The organism is Rhizobium sp. Rhizsp42, from assembly GCF_047304155.1.
Classification (GTDB): domain Bacteria; phylum Pseudomonadota; class Alphaproteobacteria; order Rhizobiales; family Rhizobiaceae; genus Rhizobium.
On the sequence record NZ_JBGLYS010000010.1, the window covers coordinates 134435 to 153248 of the forward strand.

General features: G+C 62.5%; 18 protein-coding genes and 2 pseudogenes. 10 read left to right on the plus strand and 10 right to left on the minus strand.

Annotated features, from left to right (window positions below; genetic code table 11):
• Positions 1-24: 24 nt before the first annotated feature.
• The 9 genes from ACCD05_RS12545 to ACCD05_RS12585 all read left to right on the plus strand — a co-directional run bounded on the left by ACCD05_RS12545 (position 25) and on the right by ACCD05_RS12585 (position 11260).
• Positions 25-1506 (plus strand): sugar ABC transporter ATP-binding protein, encoded by a 1482-nt coding sequence (locus tag ACCD05_RS12545; RefSeq protein ID WP_413393014.1) that lies wholly within the window; start codon positions 25-27, stop codon positions 1504-1506.
• Positions 1503-2549 (plus strand): ABC transporter permease, encoded by a 1047-nt coding sequence (locus tag ACCD05_RS12550; protein WP_413393016.1) that lies wholly within the window; start codon positions 1503-1505, stop codon positions 2547-2549. The genes ACCD05_RS12545 and ACCD05_RS12550 overlap by 4 nt, the downstream gene beginning before the upstream one ends.
• 43 nt (positions 2550-2592) lie before the next feature.
• On the plus strand, positions 2593-3633 hold the full coding sequence (locus ACCD05_RS12555) for a substrate-binding domain-containing protein (RefSeq protein ID WP_413393018.1): 1041 nt from the start codon (positions 2593-2595) through the stop codon (positions 3631-3633).
• A gap of 74 nt (positions 3634-3707) precedes the next feature.
• Positions 3708-4964 carry an LVIVD repeat-containing protein gene (locus ACCD05_RS12560; protein ID WP_413393020.1) on the plus strand — a complete coding sequence of 419 codons (1257 nt, stop codon included), beginning with the start codon at positions 3708-3710 and terminating at the stop codon, positions 4962-4964.
• A 224-nt stretch (positions 4965-5188) separates the two neighbouring features.
• Positions 5189-6205, plus strand: coding sequence for a sugar ABC transporter substrate-binding protein (locus tag ACCD05_RS12565; RefSeq protein WP_413393022.1), 1017 nt, complete (start codon positions 5189-5191; stop codon positions 6203-6205).
• Positions 6206-6263: 58 nt separating this feature from the next.
• The gene (locus ACCD05_RS12570; RefSeq protein ID WP_413393024.1) at positions 6264-7814 is read left to right on the plus strand and encodes a sugar ABC transporter ATP-binding protein; all 1551 of its coding nucleotides are present in this window, start codon (positions 6264-6266) and stop codon (positions 7812-7814) included.
• Positions 7804-8826 carry an ABC transporter permease gene (locus ACCD05_RS12575; protein WP_413393026.1) on the plus strand — a complete coding sequence of 341 codons (1023 nt, stop codon included), beginning with the start codon at positions 7804-7806 and terminating at the stop codon, positions 8824-8826. Before ACCD05_RS12570 ends, ACCD05_RS12575 begins: the two co-directional genes overlap by 11 nt.
• Positions 8827-8828: 2 nt before the next feature.
• Positions 8829-9827 carry an ABC transporter permease gene (locus ACCD05_RS12580; RefSeq protein WP_413393028.1) on the plus strand — a complete coding sequence of 333 codons (999 nt, stop codon included), beginning with the start codon at positions 8829-8831 and terminating at the stop codon, positions 9825-9827.
• A gap of 35 nt (positions 9828-9862) precedes the next feature.
• Entirely contained in the window at positions 9863-11260 is a 1398-nt protein-coding gene (locus ACCD05_RS12585; RefSeq protein WP_413393030.1) for an LLM class flavin-dependent oxidoreductase, read from the plus strand.
• Between the two features lie 147 nt (positions 11261-11407).
• Here the strand turns inward: ACCD05_RS12585 and ACCD05_RS12590 are convergent, their stop codons facing one another.
• Both ACCD05_RS12590 and ACCD05_RS12595 read right to left on the minus strand, forming a co-directional pair.
• Positions 11408-11533 carry a hypothetical protein gene (locus ACCD05_RS12590; protein ID WP_413393032.1) on the minus strand — a complete coding sequence of 42 codons (126 nt, stop codon included), beginning with the start codon at positions 11531-11533 and terminating at the stop codon, positions 11408-11410.
• Positions 11534-11572: 39 nt separating this feature from the next.
• A pseudogene (locus ACCD05_RS12595) lies at positions 11573-11647 on the minus strand (alkylhydroperoxidase); the annotation flags it as partial.
• Here ACCD05_RS12595 and ACCD05_RS12600 point away from each other — a divergent pair.
• A complete protein-coding gene (locus tag ACCD05_RS12600) occupies positions 11612-11878 on the plus strand; it encodes a hypothetical protein (RefSeq protein ID WP_413393034.1) in 267 nt (88 codons plus the stop codon). The pseudogene ACCD05_RS12595 and the gene ACCD05_RS12600 overlap by 36 nt on opposite strands.
• Positions 11879-11924: 46 nt before the next feature.
• Here the strand turns inward: ACCD05_RS12600 and ACCD05_RS12605 are convergent, their stop codons facing one another.
• The 8 genes and pseudogenes from ACCD05_RS12605 to ACCD05_RS12640 form a co-directional block, all read right to left on the minus strand.
• Complete coding sequence (locus ACCD05_RS12605) at positions 11925-12344, minus strand: type II toxin-antitoxin system VapC family toxin (RefSeq protein WP_413393035.1); 420 nt, start codon at positions 12342-12344, stop codon at positions 11925-11927.
• Positions 12341-12734, minus strand: a pseudogene (locus tag ACCD05_RS12610) (FitA-like ribbon-helix-helix domain-containing protein). Before ACCD05_RS12610 ends, ACCD05_RS12605 begins: the two are co-directional and overlap by 4 nt.
• A 51-nt stretch (positions 12735-12785) precedes the next feature.
• Positions 12786-13148: a monovalent cation/H(+) antiporter subunit G gene (mnhG, locus tag ACCD05_RS12615; RefSeq protein WP_413393036.1), complete on the minus strand. Its 363-nt coding sequence runs from the start codon at positions 13146-13148 to the stop codon at positions 12786-12788.
• Positions 13145-13426 (minus strand): K+/H+ antiporter subunit F, encoded by a 282-nt coding sequence (locus ACCD05_RS12620; RefSeq protein WP_037185734.1) that lies wholly within the window; start codon positions 13424-13426, stop codon positions 13145-13147. The genes mnhG and ACCD05_RS12620 overlap by 4 nt, the downstream gene beginning before the upstream one ends.
• Positions 13423-13899, minus strand: coding sequence for a Na+/H+ antiporter subunit E (locus ACCD05_RS12625; protein WP_413393037.1), 477 nt, complete (start codon positions 13897-13899; stop codon positions 13423-13425). Before ACCD05_RS12625 ends, ACCD05_RS12620 begins: the two co-directional genes overlap by 4 nt.
• The gene (locus ACCD05_RS12630) at positions 13899-15518 is read right to left on the minus strand and encodes a monovalent cation/H+ antiporter subunit D (protein ID WP_413393039.1); all 1620 of its coding nucleotides are present in this window, start codon (positions 15516-15518) and stop codon (positions 13899-13901) included. Before ACCD05_RS12630 ends, ACCD05_RS12625 begins: the two co-directional genes overlap by 1 nt.
• Entirely contained in the window at positions 15515-15850 is a 336-nt protein-coding gene (locus tag ACCD05_RS12635; protein ID WP_018897795.1) for a Na+/H+ antiporter subunit C, read from the minus strand. Before ACCD05_RS12635 ends, ACCD05_RS12630 begins: the two co-directional genes overlap by 4 nt.
• Positions 15850-18771, minus strand: a complete 2922-nt coding sequence (locus ACCD05_RS12640) for a monovalent cation/H+ antiporter subunit A (protein WP_413393084.1) — start codon at positions 18769-18771, stop codon at positions 15850-15852. The genes ACCD05_RS12635 and ACCD05_RS12640 overlap by 1 nt, the downstream gene beginning before the upstream one ends.
• Positions 18772-18814 lie beyond the last annotated feature (43 nt).

Consider the following 18814-nt stretch of genomic DNA (forward strand, 5'->3'; position numbering starts at 1 on the left):
ATCCCCCTCACTCGTGGTTCGCCCATGTCTCTGCTCTCCGTTGAAAATCTATCCCGAAGCTTTGACTCAACGCGTGCGCTGTCTGGTGCCTCGCTATCGATCGCCCGCGGCGAGATCGTCGCGCTCATGGGCGCGAACGGCGCGGGCAAATCGACACTCGTGAAAATCCTCTCCGGCGTGCTCTCCGCCCATGGCGGAGAGGTGACCATTGACGCTCGACCCTTCGCGCCGCGAACGCCGGCGCAAGCAGCGGCGCGCGGCATCGTGACCGTGCATCAATCGACCGATCTGGTCGGCGCACCGGGGCTGACGGTCGCCGATGTCTTGCTCCTCAATCGCTTCGCCGACCGCAGCCAGCCGTTCTTCGTCTCAAGACGCGCTGTCCGCGCGCGGGCAAAGGCCATGCTCGACACGGCTGGCTTTGAACTTCCGCTCGATCGCGATTTCGCGGACCTCGGCGCCGCCGACCGGCAGTTGGTCGCGATTGCGCGTGCCCTTGCCAACAAGGCGGACCTGCTGATCCTCGACGAGCCGACAGCCAGCCTGTCGTTCGAGGAAAGCCAGCGACTGTTCGACATCCTGCTGCGCCTGCGCGCGCAAGGTCTCGCCGTTCTCTACATCTCGCACCGGACCGCAGACCTGCGGGCCATCGCCGATCGGGCGTTGGTCATGCGCGGCGGCCGTGTGGTCGGCGCCTTCGAAAAACCGATCGACTTCAGCGCCGCGATCGAAACGATGATCGGTCGCAAGCTGGAGAAAGCCCGGCGGGATACGCGCGCTGAAACGGGCCTTGCCATTTTCGAGATGGCGAATATCAAGCTTCTCGCCAACAGTGCGCCATTCGACCTTTCCATCCGCGAGGGCGAAGTCGTCGCCATCACCGGCGTGCTCGGCGCCGGCAAGAGCCGGCTACTGTCGGCCATCTTCGGCACCGGAACGCTGGCCTCGGGCACAATGACACTCGACGGCCACATCTACCGACCCAGCGGTCCTGCCACTGCCATCGCGGCCGGTGTTGTGATGGCCGCCGAGGATCGGCATCATTCCTCCCTCATGCCGCCGTCATGGCCGGGAAACAGCGTGGCCGCGACGATCAGCCTTCCGCACCTGCGCAAATGGTATCCACAGGGCTTCTTGTGGGGCAACCGCGAAACACGCGAGGCCGAGCAGGCGATCAGGCGGCTGCGCATCAAGGCCCCCGGTCCGGACGCATCGATATGGACCCTTTCCGGTGGCAACCAGCAGAAGACCGTTCTCGCTCGCTGGGAAGCGGAACCGAGCCGGCTTCTGTTGCTCGACGAGCCATTCCAGGGCGTCGATGTTGGCGCCCGGCAGGACATCATCGAGGCGATCAGGGGACGGCGCGATCGCGCCACGCTGATCGCGACCTCCGATCCCGAAGAGGCCTTCGAGGTCGCCGACCGCATCCTCGTCATCGATCACCACAGCGTCCGCCCGGCGCAAGAACACGAAGACCAAACCGCTGCCGAAGGAATTCCAGCATGAGCTCCATCCAGGATGAAACCATTGGCGAGACGCCGTCACGGCAAGGCACAGGTCCGTTTCTAAGCCGCGCGGCCGCGGTCATTCGCTCCGGCGCGGTCTTCCTGCTCCTCATCGCGCTGGTGATCGGCTTCACCGCGGCCCAACCTGCCTTCATCAACATCAACAACCTGATGAGTATCCTGCAGGCCGTATCGGTTGTCGCCATTCTCGGCGCCGGCGTTACCGTCACGCTCGCCGTCGGCGGCTTCGATCTCTCGATCGGTGCTGTTGCCGCCTCCAGCGTCATGGCCGCCAGCTATTCGATGATCGTGCTGGGCCTCGACGCTTTCGCGACAGTTCCGCTGGTGCTCGCCTTTGGCGCGCTCATCGGCCTCATCAATGCCTTCGTCATCGTGAGGTTGAAGGTGCCGGATCTCTTGGCGACGCTGTCGATGATGTTCCTGCTCTCGGGCCTGCAGCTGATCCCGACCGCGGGTCGTTCCATCTCGGCCGGCCTCATCCTGCCTGATGGCTCGACGGCACCCGGCGTCTACGATCCACGCTTTTTGCTTATCGGCCGCTACAGCATCGCCGGCACCGTTCCGGTGGCCGTCGTCCTGATGATCGTGGTCGCCTTAGTGCTCTACGTCCTGACGGAGCGCACGCGCATCGGCCGGCTGCTGTTTGCCACCGGCGGAAACGAAGTCGCCACCCGCCTCGCGGGCGCGTCCACCACGCGTCTCAAGACGCTGGCCTACGTGATCTCCGGAACGCTGGCATCGCTCGGAGGCATCATCGTTGCCGCCCGCGTCGGGCGCGGCGACGTGTCCTCGGGCGGTTCGCTGCTGATGGATGCCGTCGCGGCCTCGCTGATCGGCTTCACCGTCATGGGTCTCCGCCGCCCGAACGTGCTCGGCACCATCGTCGGCGCCGTCTTCGTCGGCGTGCTGCTCAACGGCCTGACGATGCTGAATGCGCCCTACTACACCCAGGATTTCGTCAAGGGCGCCGTACTGGCGGGCGCGCTGGCGCTCACCTACGGCCTCGGCCGCGCCAATCCATGAACGAACACGAATGACACGCCATAGCCCAAGGAGAGGCTGACCTATGAAGACCACACTGAAATCCTTCGCCGCCGCGCTCATCGCGGGCGCGTTACTTGCAAGCTCCAGCCTCGCGGCTGGCATCGAAGGCGCGCCGGCGCCGTTCGACAAGCGCCAGGTCAATATCGCGGTTGTCAGCTATCTCGGCGGCGGCGACTGGCTGCAGGCCTTCGAGGCCGGCGTCAAGCGGCAGGCCGACGCGCTCGGGATCAAGACGACGATCTCCCAGGCCCGCAACGACAACGACACGGAACGCACGCTGATCGAGCAGGCGATCAACCTTGGCGTCGATGGCATCATCATCAACAACGGTCGCCCCGAGGTGCTCAAGGACGTCGCGCAGAAGGCGCTCGATGCCGGCATCAAGGTCGTGGCTTACGACGTTGACCTAGACAACCCGGCGATCCCGCAGATCGAGCAAAGCGACAAGGACATGGCGAGCCTCGTGCTCGAGCAGGCGGTGAAGGACAAGGGTGACGGCTTCGTCGGCGGCGCCGTCCATGTCGCGGGCTTCGCGCCGCTCGATCGTCGTTATGCCGTGTGGAAGGACTTCGTCGCCAAGCACAAGCTGACGGAAAAGGCCGTGTGGGGCGCGGTCAACGACACGGTTCCGGCCTCCGTGGCTGATCAGACGAAGGCGGTGCTTCGCGCCAATCCCGATATCTCGGTGATCTTCACGCCCTGGGACGAATTCGCCAAGGGAGCCAAGCTTGCTATCGACGAGCTCGGCGTCGCCGACAAGGTGAAAATCTACGGCGTCGACACTTCAACGGCTGACATCCAGCTGATGATCGAGCCTGACAGCGCCTGGGTGGCGACCGCCGCCACCAACGCGGCCGTCGTCGGTGAAGTCTCGGTCCGCGCCGTATCGCTCGATATCGCTGGCCAGTTCCCGGGCCGCTCGGTACTCCTGAAGCCGACGCTGGTGACCCGCGATGATCTCATCAACAACAAGATCGCCAAAATCGAAGATCTGCAGCAGAAGTTCCCGGCCTTCCTGAAGAGCGATGCGGCGACCGCTCCGTGGATCCAGCCGCTGAACTAACATTCAAGACAATCAGCGCCGCCCCACCGAGGCGGCGCTTTTCCATGTTCAATTCACATTTTACAGGTGACCACATGGCCGACAGCCTCGACCTCCCACGCCCGGACTTCGCCCTCAACATGAAGCTGATCGGGCATTCCGCCATTGGCGGACGCGGCGACGGATTGCAGCTGATGGTGCATCGCGGCCATGCCTATGTCGCCCATCCCTGGTCGCGGGGTTTCTCGATCGTCGATGTCCGCGATCCCAAGCGGCCGGGCGCGGTTAGCTATGTCCCAGCTCCCGCAAACACCTGGAACATTCATTTGCAGACGCATGACGATCTTTTGCTCGTCATCAACGCGCTCGATCTCTTCGCCGACGTCGAGACGTTTTCCAGCGAGAAGGACTACTACACCAAATCGATCGGTGAGACTGTCGCGGGCCGGAAGAAAGGCCGATCCTGGACGGCCGGCATGACCGTCTACGATATCTCGACGCCGGACAAGCCGCGCGGGATCGGCCAGTTGGATGTCGAGGGCGTCGGCTTCCATCGTCTCTGGTATGTCGGCGGCCGCCATGCCTATGCATCGGCGCTCCTCGACGGCTTCTCGGACTACATTTTCGTGACCATCGATCTCGCCGATCCGACGCGCCCCGAGATCGTCGGGCGCTGGTGGCTACCGGGCATGAACCGCGCGGCCGGCGAAACCTCCACGGCGCCGGAGGGCAAGCGCTATGCGCTGCATCACGCACTGGTTTCCGGCAACACGGCTTACGCCTGCTGGCGCGACGGCGGTTTGACGCTGCTCGACATATCCGACCACGCCGCGCCGAAGCTTATCGCGCATCGCAACTGGTCTCCGCCCCATGGCGGCGGCACCCACTCGCCTTTGCCGTTGCCCGGACGCGATCTGCTCGTCGTCGCCGACGAGGCTGTGGCCGACAATGAAGAGGACGGTCGCAAGCACACCTGGATCTTCGATATCCGCGAGCCGTCCAACCCGGTCAGCATCTCCACCTTCCCCATTCCCGACGAAGTCGACTACACCAAGAAGGGCGGCCATTTCGGGCCGCATAACCTTCATGAGAACCGCCCTGGTTCTTTCGTGTCGGAGACGCTGATTTTCGCGACCTGGCAGAATGCCGGCATCCGCGCCTTCGATATCTCCGATCCCTATTATCCCATAGAGACCGGCGCGCTCGTGCCCGCCGCGCCGAGAGCCATGACCGACAAGCGCCCGGGACGCCCTCAGGTCATCCAGTCCGCCGACGTCTTCGTGGATGCGTCAGGCCTTATCTACGCGACCGACTACAATGCCGGCCTGGAGATCATCGAGTACGGCGGCTGAGTGTTTAAGCAGCCTCGACAAAGCTGCCGGCCGATCCGGATTCGGTCGACCACTCCTGGCCTCGTGCCCTTCTGTCGCGCTCCGCGAACCACGCCGAAAAAGCCTATCGGCAGCCCTTCGTTCCTCCGGTTCATTTCCTTCTCACGCCGCCTTTTGGAAAGGCGTTTCTCTCAATTCCATTTAATCTACATATTCTATGGACATTAATCATTGAGGACATCGAGATGACTGAACCAACCTTTTCCGGCCTTGGCCGCCGCGAAATCCTGAAATTCGCCGCCGTGGCTGGCGCGACCTTCGCAGGCACCAGCCTTCTTGCAGGCGCCGGCACCGCTGCCGCGGCCGACGACGAAGGCCTTTCCTTGAAGGGCAAGCGCATCGCCATCAGCGCCACGGGCACCGACCACTATTTCGACCTGCAGGCCTATAACGCCCAGATCGAAGAAGTGAAGCGCCTTGGCGGCGAACCGATCGCGGTCGATGCCGGCCGCAACGACGGAAAGCTGGTCGCGCAGCTGCAGACGCTGGTGGCGCAGAAGCCCGATGCGATCGTCCAGATCCTCGGCACGCTCAGCGTCATCGATCCCTGGCTGAAAAAGGCGCGCGACGCGGGCATTCCGGTTCTCACCGTCGATGTCGGCTCGACCAACTCGATAAATAACACCACATCGGACAACTGGGGCATCGGCAAGGATCTCGCGCTACAGCTGGTCTCCGATATCGGTGCCGAGGGTAACATCGTCGTCTTCAACGGCTTCTACGGCGTGACGCCCTGCGCGATCCGCTACGACCAGCTGGTGAATGTCGTGAAGTACTTCCCGAAAGTGAAGATCATCCAGCCGGAACTGCGCGACGTGATCCCGAACACCGTTCAGGACGCCTTCACGCAGATCACCGCGATCCTCAACAAGTACCCGGAAAAAGGTTCGATCAAGGCCATCTGGTCGGCCTGGGATATTCCCCAGCTCGGAGCCACGCAGGCGCTTTCCGCCGCCGGCCGCACGGAGATCCGCACCTATGGCGTGGACGGAAGCCCCGAGGTCCTGCAGCTCGTCGCCGACCCGAATTCGCCGGCCGGCGCCAACGCCGCGCAGCAGCCCGCCGAGATCGGCCGCACGGCGATCCGAAATGTCGCCAAGCTGCTCGCCGGCCAGAAGCTACCGCGCGAGACCTACGTTCCGGCGCTGCTCGCCAACAAGGCGAACGTCAACGACGTCACCAAGAAGCTCGGCATCGGCTGATTGCGGACGGGTGATGCGGCAGCGCCGCCTCACCCTCGTCTCCACTGGGGTTCCCGACATGACGGCAATACTTCCTCCGCAGCCCGCCAGGCGGCCTGACGACATCATCCGCTTCGATCGCATCGTTAAGCGTTTCGGCGGCGCGCAAGCCCTGGCCGGCGCATCGCTGGCGATTAGGCGCGGCACGATCCACGGCCTCGTCGGGCAGAACGGCGCGGGGAAATCGACGCTGATCAAGATCCTCGCCGGCCTGCACCAACAGGACGAGGGCACGATCGAGATCGAGGGGCAGCGGATCGATCACCTGACGCCGCATTTGGCCGAAACCCACGGTATCCATTTCATTCACCAGGACCGCCTGCTCATTCCGACCTTCACCGTCGGCGAGGCGCTGTTTCTCGGCCGCGAACCGCGCCTTCCTGGAACACCGTTCCTCGATCGCCGCAAGATGCAGCGGCAGGCGAACGAGACGCTGGCCGATTACTTCGGCATCAAGTTGCCCACGCACGCCCTGATCTGCGAGCTCTCGACCGCCGAGAAGCAGATCGTCCAAATCACCCGCGCATTGCTCGATCATCGGAAGGTACTGGTTTTCGACGAGCCGACCGCCGCACTTGTGCGGCGCGAGGCCGATATCCTCTTCCGCCTGATCCGCCGCCTGCGCGACGAGGGCGTCACCATCATCTACATCTCGCATTATCTGAAGGAAATCGAAGAGCTCTGCGACCACGTCACCGTGCTTCGCAACGGCACCGACGTGGCCTCGACGCCGATTGCCGAGACATCGGCCAACGACATCGCGCGACTGATGGTCGAGCGCGATATCGCCGACATGTTTCCAAAGCGACGCCTAGAACTCGGCGAAGAACTTCTCAAGGTCGAGGGACTGACCGCCACAAACCGGTTTTCCGACGTGAGCTTCACGGTCCGGCGGGGCGAGGTGCTCGGGATTACCGGCTTGCTTGGCTCGGGCGCGAAGGATCTCGTGCGCACGCTGTTCGGGCTGGAGCGCGCGCAGTCGGGCCACATCGAGGTCGCGGGCGCGGCGGATCGGGCGCGCACGCCGCAGGCCGCCGTCGTCAGGCAGATCGCACTGGTGCCGGAAGATCGCCGGGGCCACGGCGTCGCGCTGGATCTCAGCGTCGCGGAAAACATCACGCTCGCAAGCCTCGACCGTTACACCAGCCTCGGCGTGCTGAACGGCAAGCGCGAGAGACGCAACAGCGACGATCTCATCAAGCGCCTGCGGATCAAGACCGCCGGCCGCGATGCGCTGGTGCGCACGCTGTCGGGCGGGAACCAGCAGAAAGTGGCGATCGCCAAGTGGCTGAGCCGCCACTCGGAAATCTATCTTCTCGACGAGCCGACCGTCGGGGTCGACATCGGCTCGAAGGTCGAGATCTACACGCTGATCGGCGAGCTTGCTGAGCGCGGCGCTGGCATCATCGTTTTATCCTCGGACTTGCCGGAACTGATTGGGATCACCGACCGGATTCTGGTCCTGTTTCGCGGCCGTGTGACGCGCGAATTCATCTCCTCTGAAACCACAACGGATGAAGTGCTGGCGGAATCGACCGGCGCCTCGGAAAGATTGCGCCATGTCGGCTGATATCCACATCGGCGATCTGGCCGACTTTACCGCGGAACAGAGCAAGGAACGCTCCGCCCGCAATCTGGCGGCGGCATCGCTGCGCTTCGGTTCGCTGATCGCCTTCGCGGTCATCCTCACCGTTTTCTCGCTGACCGCACCCTACTTCCTGAGCATCGGCAATATCGGCAACGTCCTCGGCCAGTCGGCCATCTCGGGCGTGCTGGCGATCGGCCTCACCATCGTTCTCGTCGCCGGCGGCGCCAATGTCGTCACCGGAGGGATCGACCTCTCGCTCGCCGCCAACATGGGCCTCAGCGCCGCCGTCTACGCGACGGTCACGCAGCTTGGCTATAATGACCCTGTCGCAGTTGCCGCGAGCCTGCTGACGGGACTGGCGATCGGTACGGTCAATGCCGCCGCCGTTGTCTTCGCCGGCATCGTGCCGCTGCTTGCAACGCTTGCCGTGATGAATGTCGTGGCGGGTCTCGAGCTGGTGCTAACGCAGAACACAGTGGTTCCCGCATCGACCCATTTTCTGACCGTACTATCGGCCTCCGATGCCCTCGGCATTCCCGTACTCGCCTATGTGCTGCTCGGCTTCACCGCCGTGGTGACCGCGATCGTGCAATACACGCCGCTCGGCCTCAGGCTCTATGCGATCGGTGAATTCCCCGATGCCGCGCGCGCCGCCGGCCTGCCGCTGAAGCGCCTGCTGGCAGGAGCCTTCCTGGCGAGTGGCCTGTGCGGCGGCATCGCCGGCATATTGTCGGTGTCCTATCTGAGCGGCAGCACGACGGGCTCGAGCGAGATGCTGCTTCCGGTCGTCGTCACTGCCCTGCTCGGCGCGGTATTTTCCCGCAGGCTCGTACCGACGATAACCGGCACGCTGCTCTCCGCGCTCCTCGTCGGCTTCCTCGTCAACGGCTTTCAGCTCCTCAACCTCTCGAGCACGCTGGTCAGCGGCGTCCAGGGAATTCTCATCCTGATCGTCGTCTCGACGACGACATTGCTGCGCAAGCGGGAGATCTGACCATGTCGCTTTCGGCCTCCCACTCTCCCGTCGCGCCCTGGCACCACCGTGTGCTCTCAGGTCTCGCGCGGTACGGGCTGATCCTGGCGCTCGTCGTCGTTTTTGCCGCCTTCTCCCTGGCAACGCCGACGTTTCTGACAGCCGGCAATCTGCAGAGCCTTCTCGTCAACAACTTCACGCTGCTTGCGATCGTCTCGGTGGCCATGACCTTCGCGGTATCGGCCGGCGGTATCGATCTCTCGGTCGGCACGGCGGTCGATTTCGCGAGCTTCGCCTTCGTCTCACTGGTCCTCGCCGGGCAACCGGTTGCGATCGGGCTCATTGGAGGCCTTGCCGCCGGTGCCGTCGTCGGCGCGTTCAATGCCGTCCTGATCTCTGGCATCGGTGTGTCGCCATTTCTGGCGACGCTCGGAACGCTGTTCATCGGCCGCAGCGTCCAGCAATTGCTGACCAATGGCGGCAACCCGGTCTATCTGCCGCAATCGGGCGTGCCCGATGCCTTCCGCTTCATCGGCCACGGCGCGATATCAGGCTTTCCGCTGCCGCTTTTGATCGCGATCGTCGTCATTGCCGCCGCCGCATTCGTCTTCGCCCGCACGCGCTTCGGCCGCGTGGTGCTGGCGATCGGCATCCAGCCGAGCGTGGTGCGTTATTCCGGCATCGGCCTTGGCCGGCATGTCGCCGTGACCTTCATTCTGACCGCTCTCATCGCGGCCATCGCCGGCCTGATTCTCACGGCCACCGTCACCGTCTACATCCCCTCCTCTGGCAACGCGTTTCTGCTGAACGCGATTGGCGCGACTTTCATAGGCACGACGCTCTCGCCGCTCGGCCGGCCCAATATCGCAGGCACCGTGCTCGGCGTGCTGCTCCTCAGCATCGTCGCCAACGGGCTGCTGCTCACCGGCCTGAATTTCTACTGGCAGCAGGTCGGCACCGGCACGCTCATCTTCGCCGTGCTCGCCTTCAGCTTCATCAACCGAAAGACCGGTGGCGCCTGATTGGCACGCGCCCCGACATATGCAGGAAGAATGACATGAGCCGTGAAATCAGATTGAACGCCTTCGACATGAACTGCGTCGGGCACCAGTCGCCGGGCCTCTGGCGACATCCGCGCGACAAGTCCTGGACCTACAAGGACATGGACTATTGGGTGCATCTGGCCAAGACGCTGGAGCGCGGCAAGTTCGATGGCCTGTTCATCGCCGACGTGCTCGGCGTCTACGATGTGCTCCATGGCAATGTCGATGCGGCGTTGCGTCATTCCGCGCAGGTGCCGGTCAACGACCCGCTACAATTGATCCCGACCATGGCCTATGTCACGGAAAACCTCGGCTTCGGGCTGACGGCGTCGCTCTCCTTCGAGCACCCCTACACCTTCGCCCGTCGCATCTCGACACTCGACCACCTGACAAAGGGCCGCGTCGGTTGGAACATCGTCACCTCCTATCTCAACAGCGGTGCGCTCAACATCGGGCAATCCGCCCAGACCAAGCACGACGACCGCTACGATCTGGCGGAGGAGTATTTGGAGGTCTGCTACAAGCTCTGGGAGGGTAGCTGGGAAGATGACGCCGTCGTTCGCGATCGTGCCGCCGGCATCTTCACGCATCCGGAGAAAGTCCACCCGATCGGCCATTCCGGCAAGCATTTCACGGTGCCGGGCATTCACCTCAGCGAACCCTCGCCCCAGCGCACGCCGGTGCTCTACCAGGCCGGCGCCTCCAGCCGCGGCAAGGATTTCGCGGGCGAGCATGCCGAGTGCATCTTCGTCGCCGCTCCCTCCAAGGCGGTGCTGAAGCGCTATGTCGCCAACGTCCGCGAGGCAGCCGAGCGCGCCGGCCGCGATCCGCGCGAGATACTCGCCTTCAATCTCCAGACCGTCATCCTCGGCGAGACCGATGCGGAAGCGAAGAAGAAGTTCGACGACTATCGCCGCTACGCTTCCTTCGAGGGCGCGCAGGCGCTGATCTCCGGCTGGACGGGCATCGATTTCGGCCAGTTCTCGCCCGACGAGCCGCTCCGCCACCGCTACACCAACGCGGTGCAATCCGCCGTCGAGACCTTCACGACGATCGATCCTGATAAGGTCTGGTCGGTGCGCGAAATGGCCGACTGGGTCGGCGTCGGTGGCTTCGGCCCGGTCTTTGTGGGATCCCCGCGGACGGTGGCCGACCTGCTGCAGGAATGGGTGGAGGATACCGATGTTGATGGTTTCAACCTCGCCTATGCCATCACGCCCGAAAGCTTCGAGGACGTGGTCGATTTGCTCGTGCCCGAATTGCAGAAGCGCGGCGTCTACAAGAAGGATTATCGGCAGGGCACCTTGCGCGAAAAGCTGTTCGGCCATGGCCCGCGATTACAGGCGCCGCATCCTGGCGCGAGCTATCGTCGGTTCGACAGACAGGGAACGCTGGAACGACGAGCAGGCTAACCTCTCATCGCCATCTCGAAATGCCGCGGCAATCCGATCGCGATGAAGAGGATGTTGTTCATGCGGGCAAGGACATGGATCGCCCCGGCCAATAAGTCCGCCGCCTGAAAGATGCTTCGCAAATCTTCCTCGGAGCGGGGCGGGGCTCTATTTCAGGGACGCTGGCTCGCCCAGCGTATGCATCAGGCGGTTGGCCCGGCCGAAGATCGACGTTGACATGATCAGGTCGAGGATTTCCACCTCGGCGAGACCGACCGCCTTGAAGCGCGCCATGTCCTCATCCGCTGCAGCCGGCGCAAAGATCTCCTCGACGACCTCGGTCGTCTTGGTCGCCTGGTTGTAATGACGGGCATGGACCGCGATGCAATAGATGCAGCGATTGACGATGGAGGAGCCGATCGCTTCGAGTTCGCGGCTGCCGCGATCGAGCCCGTCGCGGGCTGGGGCGACTATGAGATTGCGTCAGAAATCACCCCCGGAATTACCACGATACAACCCCATAGCTATGAAATGGGCCAGCGGGCGATGACATTGATTGTGGAGCGGGCAAGCGGTATCGACCGTCGCGGCGTCAGCCATGACACGGGCTTTCAAGTCGTTCGGCGCGAAAGCGTGTGACTGCGGGCGCTTCTGAGCGGACGCAAAGGTTCGGCAGCTTATCTGTTTATCGCAGCCATGGATTGATCACACTTAGCCCGGCGGCCTCGAATGGGCTCGTATCGCGAGTCGCCACCCCGAAACCATTCGCGGCTGCTGTTGCGGCTATATATCCATCAGCTTTGGCGATCGCCTTTCCCGACAAACGAGCACGCGCCATCAGTTGCACATAGGACTGCGACGCCGCGAGATCAAAAGAGAGGATACGCCCAGCGAAAAGCGGAAGCACCTCACCTTCGAGCCGATCGTGAAGAATGGCCTGGCGTTTGCCCAATGGCAGAGCAGAGATCCCAAAGCGAAGTTCAGCAATCGTTACCGCGGAAAGAAAAAGCGTCTCGACCGCTTGAGCATCCAACCAGTCCACCACTGCATGGTCAGGAACTGGCTTCCAAGGCTCGGATATCACATTGGTGTCTAGAAGGATCATTCGAAAGTCATAGGTTCGGCAGGCGTATCATCACGTGTGCGCTGCAGGGCTTCGACATCCGCATTGGAGAGCTCGGCATTGCGACCGATACCCACCAACAGAGAACCAAGCTTAACGCGCTGAGGAGGGCGAACGGCGGCCTCGATAATGTCGCGGATTTCAGCCTCTGTGCTGCGGCCATTGTGAGCCGCGCGCACGCAGAGCGCGATGTGTTTCATCAGGAAGATTGCGGATCGTTACGGCGGGCATTGATATCACCTCGGCCTTAGTGATGACACTGATATCGATATATGTGAAGTGACACCAACATCCAAACAGAATTCGGGTTGCGGGCAAAGCTGCTCTTGTGGGATCGCCCGACGGTGAACGCGCATCCACATCGGCTGGCATGACGGTCTCGAGGAGTTTAACATCACGACCCCAACCAGTCACGACGAGCTCCTATCTGGGCTCCGGGTTGTGCTTTGGAGGCGCCTCTCCATTTGCCTCGGCGCGATCCCGGTGCAAGGCAGCGCGCGCCAGCATCATCAGCGTGATGGGTGTCGTTACCGTCACGAAAATGCCGATCAGGATCTCGTGGATCGCCAATCGCGACGACGCCACGGAAAAGAAGATCATCGAGCCGAGCATGACGCCACCGATCCCCCAGCTAGTCCCGAGGGTGGGCGCGTGAATGCGTTGGTAGAAGCTTGGCAGACGCAGAAATCCGATCGCGCCAATCAGCGCCAGAAGGGCGCCGAGCACGAGAAAGAAGGCTACCAGCGCCGCCACCCAAACAGGCATATCCATAGCCGGGTGCATCATTCGATCACCTCTCCGCGCATAAGGAATTTCGCCAGCGCGACGGTCGCAACGAAGCCGATCATGCCGATGACCAGAGCGGCCTCGAAATACACCACCCGTCCCGTTCCGACGCCGAATGTCACCAGAAGCAGCATGGCATTGATGTAGAACGTGTCGAGGCCCAGGATCCGGTCCTGCGCGCGGGGCCCGACGAACATGCGGATCGATACGATGGCCATGGCGGCGACGAGCATGATCTGGGCGACCGACACGGCCGTGAAGAGGATGATTGCACTCATGCGAATATCTCCAGCAACAGCGCTTCGTAGCGGTTCTTGATCGTATCGCGCCATACGGCTTCGTTCTGGATGTCGAGAACGTGCAGCAGCACCGAATGATCGTTGGAATCATATTCCAGCCAGGCGGATCCCGGCGTGCTCGTCAAAATGACGGCCAATACGGCGAGCGCGAACTGGCTGCGGAGTTCCAGATTAATCGTGATAAAACCGGGATTGTGCCGGCGTTTGCCGCTGCGCAGGATGATCCACGCGACGTCGATGTTGGACTTGACGATATCGCGGAACACCAGGCCGAAGAGCTTAGGGAGCAGGTACCACTTCTTCAGCCGCATCGGCTCCGGCTGCAGAGATGCCATCGCCCAACCCGCGAAGACCGCGATGATAAGGCCGAGGATGAAATGGCCAAGGGTGAAGCCGTTGAGCAGCAGCCACATGATGAGGAGGCACGTCGCGAGAATGGGATAGGGAAGCATCACTCGCCCTCCGTTCCGGCTTTAACGCCCTTGATCGGCAGCGCGTTGTTGACCGCGTCGATATAGATCGATGGCTTGCTCAGCGTCCGGATCGTCGTGTCCATGTATTGCATCGCAGGCCCGGCCTGCACGGTAAGCGCCAGCGTCAGGGCGAGCAGGAACATCACCGGCACGATCTCGATCACCAGCACGCGGGGAACCGTTCCCTCGATCGAGCTCCAGAAGGTGCGGATGCCGACGCGCGTCATGGAGATCAGCGCCGCGATGCCGGAGAGGATGACGAGCACGACCAGCGCCCAAATCGCCGCCGTGGGCGGCACGCCGATGGAGCCGGTGCCCATCATCGCCGAGAGCATGGCGAACTTGGCCACGAAGCCCGAGAGCGGCGGGAGACCGGACAAGAGAATGCCGCAGGCCGCGAAGCAGATGCCGAGAACGGCCATGGTGCCGGGCATGGTCACGCCCTCTTTCTCGTTTTCAGGCTCGTCGTCGGCCTCGCCATAGGCTTCCATGGTCACGGCTAGCACGTTTGCGCCGGCATCCTGGCCGCGCTCGACGAGTTCGATCAGCATGAAGAAGGCGCTGATCGTGAGTGTCGAGCTGACGAGATAAAGCAGCGCGCCGGAAGAGACGGCGCCGTCGTTGATGCCGAGCACCATCAGCAGCGTGCCCGAGGAGACGAGTACGGAAAAGCCAGCGAGCCGTCCCAGCGCCTGCGACGCGAGAACGCCGACGATCCCGAAGATCAGCGTCGCCATGCCGCCATAAAGCAGCACCGGCGCACCGAACCCGGCCGAAGGTCCCTCGCCGAACAAGAGCATCGTCAGCCGCAGGATCACGTAGATGCCGAGCTTGCTCATGATCGCGAAGATACCGGCCACCGGCGCCGAGGCGGCGCTATAGGCGGTGGGCAGCCAGAAGCACAGTGGCCACATGCCGGCCTTGATGAGGAAGACGACACCCAATATGCCCGCACCTGCCTCCATCAGCATGCGCCGGTCGGGCTCGATCTCGGGGATGCGGGCGGCAAGGTCGGCCATGTTGAGCGTCCCGGCGGTTCCGTAGATGAGGCTGACGCCGATCAGGAACAGCAGCGCGGCCACGAGGTTGATGGCGATATAATGCATGCCGGCCTTGACGCGCAGCGGACCGGAGCCGTGCAGCAGGAGGCCATAGGATGCTGCCAGCATGACCTCGAAGAAGACGAAGAGGTTGAAGAGGTCGCCAGTGAGGAACGCCCCGTTGACCCCCATGAGGAGCAACTGGAACATGCTGTGAAAATGCGCGCCGACGGCATGCCAGCGCGCCAGCGAGAAGACGAGTGCCGACACGGCAAGCAGCGCGGTCAGAAGCAGCATCATGGCTGATAGGCCATCGAGAACGAGCACGATGCCGAAGGGTGCCGACCAGTTGCCGACCAGATAAACGCCCTCGAAGCCGTTGGGGCCGCTTTCGATCCTGAATAGGATGAAGGCGATCACGGTAAGCAAGATCGCGGAGGCGAGGCTGACCATTGCCTTGGCGACGCGGCGACGCTCGTCGATGAACAGCAGGAGCGCGCTAGCGATCAGCGGAATTAGGATGGGCGCGACGATGAGATGATGGGACCAACCGTTCATTTCGGCTCGTTCCTTCCGTCGACATGGTCGCTGCCCGTCAGCCCGCGCGACGCCAGGAGGACGACGAGAAACAACGCCGTCGTCGCGAAGCCGATGACGATCGCGGTCAGCACCAGGGCCTGCGGCACAGGATCGGCGAGAATGGACGGATCGTCATTGCCCAGGATCGGCGGCACGTTGGCTTTCACGCCGCCGACGCCGAAGATGAACAGGTTGACGGCATAGGAGAGCAGCGAGAGCCCGATGATCACCTGATAGGTGCGCGGGCGCAGGATAAGCCAGACCCCGCAGCTCGTCATGATGCCGATGGCGATCGACAGAACCAGTTCCATCACCGCTCCTCCGATTTGGCCGCTTCGATCGTGCGCAGGCGATTGATCCGCAGCGATTGGTGGGCAAGGGCGACAAGGATCAGCACGGTCGATCCGACGACCAGGGAGAAGACGCCGAGATCAAAGAGCAGCGCCGTCGCCGCCGGTATTTTGCCGATCAGGGGCAGCTCGAGATAGCGCGAATGCGAGGTCAGGAACGGATAGCCGAGCAACCAGGCGCCGGCGCCCGTCAACACCGCCGTCAACAGCCCCGCGCCCATCCAGCGCAGCGGCAGAATGCGGATGCGGTCCTCGGCCCAGCGCGTACCGCCGGCGAGATATTGCAGCAGAAAGGCGATCGAGAGCGTCAATCCCGCGGAGAACCCGCCGCCCGGCAGGTCATGCCCGCGCATGAAGAGATAGACCGAGAAGGTGATGATAACGGGGAACATCCACTGCATGATCACCGATGGCACGAGCAGGTAGTCGCGCACCGTGTCGCCAGCCGAACGCTCCGGGCGCTCCTCGTCGAAGCGATTCTGAACCTGTTGCTGCTCCGGCATCCCCATGCTGTCTTCAGCCGGGCGGAAACGACGCAGCAGACCGTAGACGGTGAGCGAGACGACGCCGAGCACCGCGATTTCGCCCAGTGTATCGAAGCCGCGGAAATCCACGAGGATCACGTTGACGACGTTTCGTCCGCCGCCGAGCGAATAGGCATGCTCGAGGAAATAGTTGGCGATCGCGTCGGGCACCGGCATCGTCATCACGGCATAGGCGACTGCCGACATGGCGACACCGCAGAGGACCGCAAGCGCGAAGTCGCGGAAGCGCCGGAACCGGGCGCGGATCGTCATGGATTCGCGAATGTCTTCGGATCGCTTCGGCAGCCAACGGAGTCCCAACAGGATGAGAACGGTGGTGACGATCTCCACCAACAGCTGGGTGATGGCTAGGTCGGGTGCCGAAAGCCATACGAAGGTGATGCAGACGATCAGGCCGACACCGCCGAGCATGATCAGCGCGGCCAGTCGGTGGTATTTGGCCGTGTAGGCGGTTGCGATCGCCAGACACACCCCGATCATCCATAGCGCGGCGAAGACAGGATCGACGCCGGAATAGGCAAAGGGCCGATGCTCAAAGCCCCGCAAGTAAAGTGGCAGAGCGCCGGCAAGCAGCCCAGCGAGCACCAACCACCGCAATTGCGGCTGCAACTTGCGTGTTCCCAAGCGCCGCTCGGCAACGCGCGCCCAGCGCCAGGAGACTTCCACGAGGATTCGCTCGAAAATGCGCTGCCCCTTCAGCCGCCGGATAAAGGGCGGTCCATCGTCACAGCGAGACAGGTAACCTTTCAATGCCCAGTATATCGCGGCTCCAGCGATCAGCGCGATGACACTCATGATCAGAGGAAGATTGATCCCGTGCCACAGTGAGAGGCTGTATTCAGGCGTGTCGTCTCTCAGAACGCTGATCACCGCGCTATGGAGAAATGGTCCGATCGAGAGTGCTGGGACGATACCGACGACCAGGCACAGCACGACGAGAAACTCGATCGGAAAGCGCATCCAGCGCGGCGGCTCGTGCGGATGCGCGATCGGCAGGTCTGTTGGCGGCGGCCCAAAGAAAACGGTGTGAATGAAGCGCAGGGAATAGGCCACGCTGAAGGCGCTGGCGAGCGTTGCGACATAGGGTAGAATTCTGTCGAGGATGGAATCGGCATGGGTCTCGACCGCTTCCGCGAAGAACATTTCCTTCGAAAGAAACCCGTTCAGCAGCGGCACGCCCGCCATGGCGGCGCTGGCGACGACGGCAAGCGTCGCCGTGATCGGCATGAACCGGTACAGCCCGCTCAGCTTGCGCATGTCGCGCGTCCCGGTTTCGTGGTCGATGATGCCGGCCGCCATGAACAGCGACGCCTTGAACGTCGCGTGATTGAGCATGTGGAAAATCGCCGCCACCGTCGCCAATGGGCTTCCCAGGCTCAGCAGTGTGGTGATCAATCCAAGATGGCTGATTGTCGAATAGGCCAGAAGCCCCTTCAAATCGCGCTGGAATATCGCGAAATAGGCGCCAAGCAGCAAGGTGATCATGCCCGCGGCGCCTAGGATCCAGAACCACTCGTAGGTTCCCGACAGGACGGGCCAGAAACGCACGAGCAGGAAGACACCCGCCTTCACCATCGTCGCCGAATGCAGGAACGCCGACACGGGCGTGGGCGCCGACATTGCGTTGGGGAGCCAAAAATGGAACGGAAACTGCGCGCTCTTCGTCAATGCTCCAAGCAGAATGAAGATCAGCGCGGGCACATATAGGCTATGATTTCGGATCAGGTCGCCCGAGTTTAGGATCTTGTCCAGATCGTAGCTGCCGACGATCTTGCCGAGCAGGATCAGGCCGATCAACAAGGAGAAGCCACCGATCCCGGTGATCGTCAGCGCCATTCTCGCGCCATCGCGCGCGGCGGAATTGTTGTGCCAGTAGCTGATCAGCAGGAAAGAGAAGATGCTTGTCAGCTCCCAGAACACCGACAGCAGGATGACATTGCCTGATATGACAATGCCTATCATTGCACCCATGAATGCAAGCAGGAACGAGAAGAACCGCGGGACCGGATCGTCTTCCGACATGTAATAGCGGGCGTAGAGGATCACCAGAAAGCCGATGGAGGTGATCAGCATGGTGAAAATCCACGCAAATGCGTCCATTCGCAGCGTCAGATCAAGACCGAGCTGCGGCAACCATTCCGCGTTAAAGCGAATGACGCCACCATCAATGACTTGCTGGTAAAGAGAGGCGGTGAGCAAAAGGGAAATGAGGACGACGAAACCAGCAAGACCAGCGGGCAGACGACGTGATGCCGTCCTCAAAAAAAAGACCGATAGAATGCTTCCGATGAACGGCAGAAGCAGCAGCGCAACGAGCATGAACGGTCCGGCTGTTATCCCAATGCGTCGATCCTTTTCGAATTCTGATCCCCCGGCTGAG